Source organism: Myceligenerans pegani (assembly GCF_014892515.1).
In the GTDB taxonomy this organism is placed as follows: Bacteria; Actinomycetota; Actinomycetes; order Actinomycetales; family Cellulomonadaceae; genus Myceligenerans; species Myceligenerans pegani.
The window spans coordinates 38,362-46,320 of record NZ_JADBGR010000060.1; the positions used below are offsets into that span (position 1 = coordinate 38,362).

Here is a 7,959-nt window from a genome sequence, read left to right on the forward strand (position 1 = left end):
CGGATGAGCGCGCGCCACGAGACGGGCCCGGCCGGCGGCACGGGCGGTACGGGACGCGACGAGAACACGATCAGGACGACGACGGTGACGACGAAGGCCCCGAGGAAGACGCCTGCGATGACCGGGATGACGAGGCTGGCTGCCGTGCGAGCGATCCGGAGGTTCTCGGGAACACTCGCGTGGATCCCTGAGGCCGGGGCGAGGTTGCGTGGCGGGCTCGTGGCCGTCGCGACGATCGGGGGTCGTGGCCCGGGGCATGGTGGCCGCAGGGCGGGGCGTGGCGGCGAGCGGTCCGGGCGCGGCCTGGCGCGTGGCGTGACCGCGGTGTTCGCGGCGGGCGCCGTGGCGGCGGGCCCGGTGCTGGTGGCCGCGCCGGCGGCGGGTGTGACCTGTACGGCGCAGGCGGCCGAGCGAGCGGAGGCGCTCCAGGTCGCCGAGGCGTGCGACCAGGACGTGATGATCAGCGGCGAGACCACCTCGTGGTCGACGGCGAAGGCGACGCCGGCCGGGACGGTGCTGCTGGAGGTGAGCGCGGCGGCGCGGCGGACCAGGTTCTCCCCGCACGCGCCGGGGGAGTGGTCCCGGATCGACACGCGGTTCTCGGACCTGGATCCGGGAGACGGTCGCGTGGACGTGACCGCGCCGGTGTTTCCGATGAGCGTCTCCGACGGCACCGAGGGCCGGCCGCTGGCGATGTTCGCCGGCGAGCAGGGGACGGTCGTTCTCGACGTCCCGTTCGCGCTCCCGGAACCCGAGCTCGACGGGGACGCGGCGGTCTACGAGGCTGTCGCCGGGCCGGGCGTAGACCTCGTGGTGCGCGTCACGCCCGACGGCACCGGACTGGTGCCGAGTCTGCGTGTGGCCTCGCGGAAGGCGTGGCGGGAGGCACGGAGCGAGATCGCGACGCTGGACCTCACGGTGACCACCACCGAGGGCCTGAGCCTGGCGCGATCCGGTGACGGGTTCGGCGTCGCGGACCCGACCGGCAAGGCGGCACTGACGTGGACCCAGCCGCTGGCGATCGACGCGGACGCCGACCTGGCCGGCCTGGAGGGGAAACTGGCTCCCGCCGCCGGGGAGCGCGCGGCGAACGGGCGCGACGCGCTGGCCGACCTGGCGGTGGACACGTTCGTGGCGAGTCAGGCGCCCGGGCTCGAGGCCGCCGTCGGCACGGACGGGCCGGGAGTCGGGAACCCCGCCGCATCGGCCACGGGCGACGTCACCGCCGGCAAGGACGCCGTGGACGGCACGGTTTCGGGCCTGCTCGACGGCGCGGTCGACACCGGTGCGGAGGACGCGCAGGCCGGGCAGCTCGTGCCCGGCGACCCGAACGCGGACCGCATCGCCGAGGCGGTGCGCGCCGACGCGCTCGCGAAGGCGACCTCGGCAGGCGTGACCCTGCGGCCCGCGAGGGCGCTGAAGCAGGCCGCCCTGGCGCGCTCGGCGCAGGGCCGCGGCGGACAGGGCGGCACGACGGCGTGGCCGGTGACCTTCGGCCTGGGAACGCTGGCGGCGACCGAGGCCGGCTGGATGAGCCTGTCCGACGACGCCACGGCGGGCGCCGGACACGCCGCGGGACTCGGCGCCGGCGCCGCCGGATTCCTTGCCGGCCCGGCCCTGCCCGTGGGCAGCCGGGAGGACGCCGACCGGCGGCTGGCCTGGTCGATCGCGGGCCTGGGGGAGGTCGGGCTGTCCGACCCGGAGCAGGTGGTGTCCGCCCGGTTCACCGTCCCGGCGTCGGGCGTGTGCGACGACGTCGCCGTCGACCTGTGGCGTACCGGTGCGTGGGACCACGCGACGACCCTGGCCGAGCACGCGTCGACGTGGAAGGCGCTGGACGAGCGGACGACCGGCCCGGACTGCGGTGGCGGCAGCGAGGGTGAAGGAGCCGAGCGGATCACGTTCGACGCCACGGCCGCGGCCAAGCATGTCGCCACCAGCGACACCCGGACCGCCTATCTCGGGCTGAGCGCCGAGACGGAGGCCGCGCCCGGCTCCGGCGCGGCCGCTGAGCAGGGCGACGGATCCGACGACGACTCCGTGGCGCGCGCCGCCCGCCGGTCGACGCCGAAAACCACGGCCGACGCGCTGGCGGCAGACGCCCTGGCCGACCCGACGGCGGACGCCTCCATGGCGACGTTCTCCGCGGATCAGGCGGTCCTGACGGTCGAGCTGGAGCCGTCCGCGGAGTCGCTGGAAACGACATCGACGACGACGTCGACCGCGAACCCTGACGACACGCTGGAGGCGCGCAAGGAGCACCGGGACGAGGCGACCGCGCATCTGCCGGAGCCGTCGGCGGCGCCGAGCGCGGACACCGAGGGCACCGCGACGCCGGAGCCCGCGCCGGAGCCGTCCGTGGCACCTGCCGACGACCTGCCGGTCGCGGCGAGGGCGACGATCCCGGTGACCACGACGGCGACCACCCAGGATGTGGGTGGCATGAACGTGACCGTGCAGGCCCCGGCCGCCGCGACGGCTCCGGAGAGCCTGGAGGTGACGGTCGAGGACCAGACGGTCGCGGACGCGGAGGGCGTCACGGGTGTGGTGCTGGGACTCGACGACGCGTCGGCCACGCCTCCGGCGGCTGGCGATCCCGCCCGGCAGGTGGACGTCGCGTTCGACTACACCGACTTCGCCGAGGTCGCCGGAGCTGGCTGGGCCGACCGGCTCGGGCTGCTGCGGATCCCGGCGTGTGCGGAGGTGACCCCGGACGCGCCCGAGTGCCAGCCGGAGCGGATTCCCACGAGCAACGACCCGGTCACCTCGACCGTGTCGGCCACGGTGGAGCTGCCGACCGCGGAGAGCACGCAGGCCGCGGCGACGTTCCAGGAAGAGAGCGCCACGAGCCAGAAGTCCGGCGACCTGGACGGCTCCGGCGCCTCGGCGCAGACGTCGTCGGCGGAGACGTCCTCCGCCTCGACGCTGGCGGCGGGCGACTCGGCGCCGCCGTCGGCGGGCGACCGGTACGCGCTCGTGTCGGGGACGCAGTCGGACGCGGGGAACTGGGGGGCGACGCCGCTGTCGACGTCGTCGTCCTGGAGTGTGTCCGGGTCGACGGGCTCGTTCTCCTGGTCGTATCCGCTGGGCGTGCCCAAGCCGTCGGGGGGTCCCTCGCCGGACCTGTCGCTCGGGTACTCGACCGCGGCGCTGGACGGTTTGGTCACGGACTCGAACACGCAGTCCTCGGTGGCGGGTATGGGCTGGGACATGACCTCGGGGTTCATCGAGCGCCGGTTCGTCCCGTGCGCCCAGGACACCGACCCGTACCCGGGTTCGACGACGGATCCGAACAATGCCGATCGCGAGACGGGGGACCTGTGCTGGGGTCCGGCGGATGCGGTGTCGCTGGTGTTCAACGGGCACTCCTCGGAGCTGATCCGGGACGAGGACGACGGTGTGTGGCGTCCGAAGAACGACGACGGCACCCGCGTCAAGCTCCAGACCGGCGCTCCCAACCGGGACGACAACGGCGAGTACTGGGTCGTGACGACGACCGACGGCGTGAAGTACTACTTCGGCAAGGACGAGCGGTTCACCGGTGACACGCTGGACCAGAACTCGACCTGGACGGTGCCGGTGTACGGCAACCACGCGGGTGAGCCCGGCAAGGCGTCCGCGTTCGCGGACTCCGAGTCGCGTCAGGCGTGGCGGTGGAACCTGGACTACGTCGTGGATCCCGCGGGCCGGTCGATGGCGTACGTGTACGCCTGGGAGCAGAACCGGTACGGGGCGGACCTGAACCGGGACGGCGCGAAGCTGTACGAGCGCGGCGGGCGCCTTGACTACATCACCTACGGCACGACCGCCTCGGGTGACGAGGCCGGCAGCGTGGCGCCGTACCGGGTGGACCTGTCCTACGCGGAGCGGTGCCTGGCCGACACCGGCTGTGGCGAGAACGATCTGTACAAGTCGACGGCGTGGCGCTGGCACGACACCCCGACCGACCTGCGCTGCACCAGCACGACGTCGTGCAAGCAGGTGATGTCCCCGGCGTTCTTCACGCGCAAGCGGCTCACCTCGGTGACGACGAAGGTGCGTGACGGCGGGGCGTATCAGGCGGTGGACACCTACACGCTCAAGCACCGGTGGAAGGACCCGGGCGACGGCACCAACCGGGTGCTGTGGTTGCAGTCCATCACCCGGCAGGCGGTCGACCACACGAGCGGCGGCGAGGATGACGTCGCGCCGCAGAAGGTGTGGTTCACCTCGACCCAGCTGCCGGGCCGTGTGCAGGACACGGTGAACGACGGCTGGCCGGTGATGAACCGGGTCGCGATCCAGGGCGTGAACACGGCCACCGGGTCGCACCTGACGGTGAACTACCAGCCCACCGAGTGCACGGACGCGAACACGCCCAACGACCCCACCCTGGCCGAGCAGGAGGCCAACAAGAAGGCGTGCTTCCCGGTGACGTGGACGCCGGTGGGCGAGGACAACGACGTGACGGAGTGGTTCCACAAGCATCTCGTGGCGGGCATCGTGCAGAACCCGGGCGAGGCGTCGAACCAGGTGACGGTGGAGACTGCCTACACCTACTCGGGTGGCGCGCACTGGGCGCGCACCCCGTCCGCGTTGAGCCCGCTCAAGGACGTCAACTACGCCGACTTCCGGGGCTTCAAGCAGGCGGCCACGATCACCGGCCACATCGAGGACGACAGTCCCCCGCAGAAGGTCGTCACGGAGTATTTCCGCGGTACCGGGGACACGCTCACCGCGAGCATCGACGGCGGCGTGAGCGCGACCGACAACGAGCGGTTCGCCGGCATGCCGTTCCGCACCACCGTGTACAACGGCGCGGCGGGGGACGCGAAGAAGGTCTCCGTCACGGTGGCCAAGCACGCCCAGAGCATCACCGCGACGAATCCGGGCTGGGACGACCGGTCCGGTCAGGAGGCCGATGACACGCACGCGCGCCGGCTGGAGTCGTCCACGTCGTGGAAGCAGGTGCTGCGCGCGGACGGGACGACGACGTCGTCCACGACCCGGGTGCGCAGCGAGTTCGACGCCTACGGGCAGGTCGTCAAGGTGGACGATGCCGGTGGCATCGGCACCAGCGGCGACGACCTGTGCACGACGACGTCCTACATCCCCAACACCACGGACCACCTGCGCACCACGATCAAGGAGACGCGCACCATCGCGGCCGCGTGCGGGAGCACGGGCAAGCTGGTCGCGGCGCAGCAGATCGCGTACGACGGCGGCAACGTGGGTGAGGCTCCCACGCGCGGCCTGCCCACGAAGTCACTGATGCCCGACCCGGCCAGCCCGCCCGCCGGTGCAGTGGGGGAGAGCACGACGCTGTCGTGGACGACGGCGCAGCGGGTGACCTACGAGTCCGGGCCGCGGGCCCGGCCGCGGATGGTGTACGACGCGCTCGGGCGGATGTCGGAGACCACCTACCAGGACAACGCCGCGGGTGTGCCGATCGGCATGACCACCTACTCGCCCGACCCGGACGGGACGGGCCCGGTGACCCGGCACGCGACCACCACGGAGCTGGACCCGCTGCGCGGGGTGCCGCTGACGGTGACGGACCCGAACGGGAAGGTCACCACCGCCAGGTACGACAACCTGGGCCGCCTGCTGAAGGTGTGGCAGCCCGACCGCGCGACCAGCCTGTCGCCGTCGGTGGAGTACACCTACACGGTCCGCGCGAGCGGGATCAACGCGGTGCGCACCTCGGTACTGCCGGCCGACGGAGGGGACGAGAGGCACGAGAGCAGCACCCTGTACGACGGCCTGCTGCGCCCGATCCAGACCCAGGCCGAGTCCGCCGACCCGGGGGCCCCGGGTCGCGTGGTGACCGACACCCTGTACGACCACGCCGGGCGCAAGGTCCTGGCGATCGGGGAGTGGTACGTCAAGGGTGAGGCCTCGAACAAGTTCCTGACGCTGGCCTCCAGCAACGTGGTGCCGCCGTCGGCCGTCGTGTTCGACTACGACGGCGCGGGCCGGCAGACCGCGGAACGCTTCTACGACGGGAACATCGACAATCCCGACTACGAGCTCTGGCGCACCACCACCGAGTACGACGGGAAGTTCACCCACGTCACCCCGCCCGAGGGCGGCACGCCGACCACCACGGTCGTGGACGCGCGCGGACGGATGGTCGAGCTGCGGCAGCACACCGGCGACTCCGACGCGGACAGCCTGCCTGACGTGAACGGGACCTACCAGTCCACCACGTACGAGCGTGATCCGGAGGGCCGCCTGGCCAAGGTGGTCGAGACCACCACTTCGAACGCGGACGGCGACAAGACCGCCGTGTGGACCTACGGGTACGACGTACTGGGCCGCCAGGTCACCGCGTCCGACCCGGACCGCGGCACCACCACGACCGTGTACGACATCGCCGGGCAGACCCTGGCGGTCACCGACGCGAACGGCGACTCCCTGGGATACAAGTACGACGCTCTGGGGCGCAAGACCGGCATGTTCGACGCCACCGTGAGCGGCAGCAGCGTCACCTACGGCGCGCAGCGCGCCGGATGGGTGTACGACCGGCTCACCGACGCGTCCGGGGCGCCTGGTTCGACGGTGGTCAAGGGCCAGGCCACTGCCTCCATCCGGTACTCCGGCGGTCACGAATACGTGACGACGGTGACCGGGTACGACGACGCCTACCGGCCCACCGGATCCGTCGTGCACCTGCCGAGCTCGAATTCCGAGCTGGGTGAGCTGGCGGGCGACTACGAGACGACGTACACCTACATGGCCGACGGGCAGGTGGAGTCCGTCACCCTCCCCGCGGCCGGCACGCTGGGCCAGGAGACCGTCACCACCCACTTCGACGAGGCGTCCCTGCCCGAGTGGATGGGCGGCGGGTTCGGGTGGGGCACCTACGTGGCGGCGTCGGGCCGCACGATCTACGGCGAGCAGTCGTGGCTGGACCTGGGCAACACGTACGCCGCGGTCGTCTCCTACGAGTACGACGAGGCCACCCGCCGGCTCGAGGGCATCGCCCTGGACCGGGAACGCATCAACGGCACGGACCTGGACGTCACCTACACGTACGACGACGCCGGGAACATCCTGTCCCAGACCGACGTGCCGTCCGCATCCAGCGGGGGCATCGAGGCCGACGGGCAGTGCTTCGACTACGACGCGCTCGGGCGCCTGACCGAGGCGTGGACGCCGGTGGTGCCGACGGCGACGGACGGAACCCGCAGCGCGACGGCGGACTGTGCCGCGGCGAAGGACGTCGCGACCCTGGCGGGCCCGGCCCCGTACTGGGACACGTGGGCCTTCGAGGGCAACGGCAACCGCACCCAGTGGACACACCGCACCCCGGACGGGGACACGACCACCACCTACGAGTACGACCCGGCCGGCCCTCACCAGGTCACCGGCGTCACCGTGGACGCTCCCTCGGGCACGATCACCGAGGCGTTCACCTACGACGCCGCCGGGAACACGACCGGACGCACCACGGTCACCGAGGGCTCGGCCGCGACATCGACGGGCGAGACCGAGACCCGCACCGCCACGCAGGAGCTGACCTTTGACGTCGAGTCGGAACTGACCGGTACGGACACGGACACGTCGCTGTCGGTGCAGCCGGCTGAGCCGGAGTGTGAGGTGCCTGACGGGGAGGATCCGGAGACGTGGTGTGAGGGTCAGACCGGCAGCGGGGCGACCCCGACGGTGACGGATGAGGGCACGCTGGCGACGGAGAACATTTACTCCGCCGACGGCGACCGCCTCGTGCGCATCACCCGCACCGCTACGACCAGCGGCGGGACTCCTGTGGTCACGGGTGTGACGGCGTACGTGGGTGGCGGGCAGGAGCTCACCCTGACCCCGGGTCAGCCGGTCGCCACGACGCGGTACTACGCGTTTGCGGGGCAGACGGTCGCGGTCCGCACCGACAAGGGCATGAAGAGCGTCTCGAGCCTGGTCGCGGACCACCACGGCACCCCGCTGGCCTCGGTCCCGAACACGGACTGGGCCACCCAG

1 protein-coding gene is annotated in these 7,959 nt (G+C 72.2%); it reads left to right on the top strand.

The features are described 5' to 3' along the window. Positions 1-3 precede the first annotated feature (3 nt). On the top strand, positions 4-7,959 hold a 7,956-nt coding region (locus tag IIE03_RS06445; RefSeq protein ID WP_192861923.1), incomplete at its 3' end, for a hypothetical protein.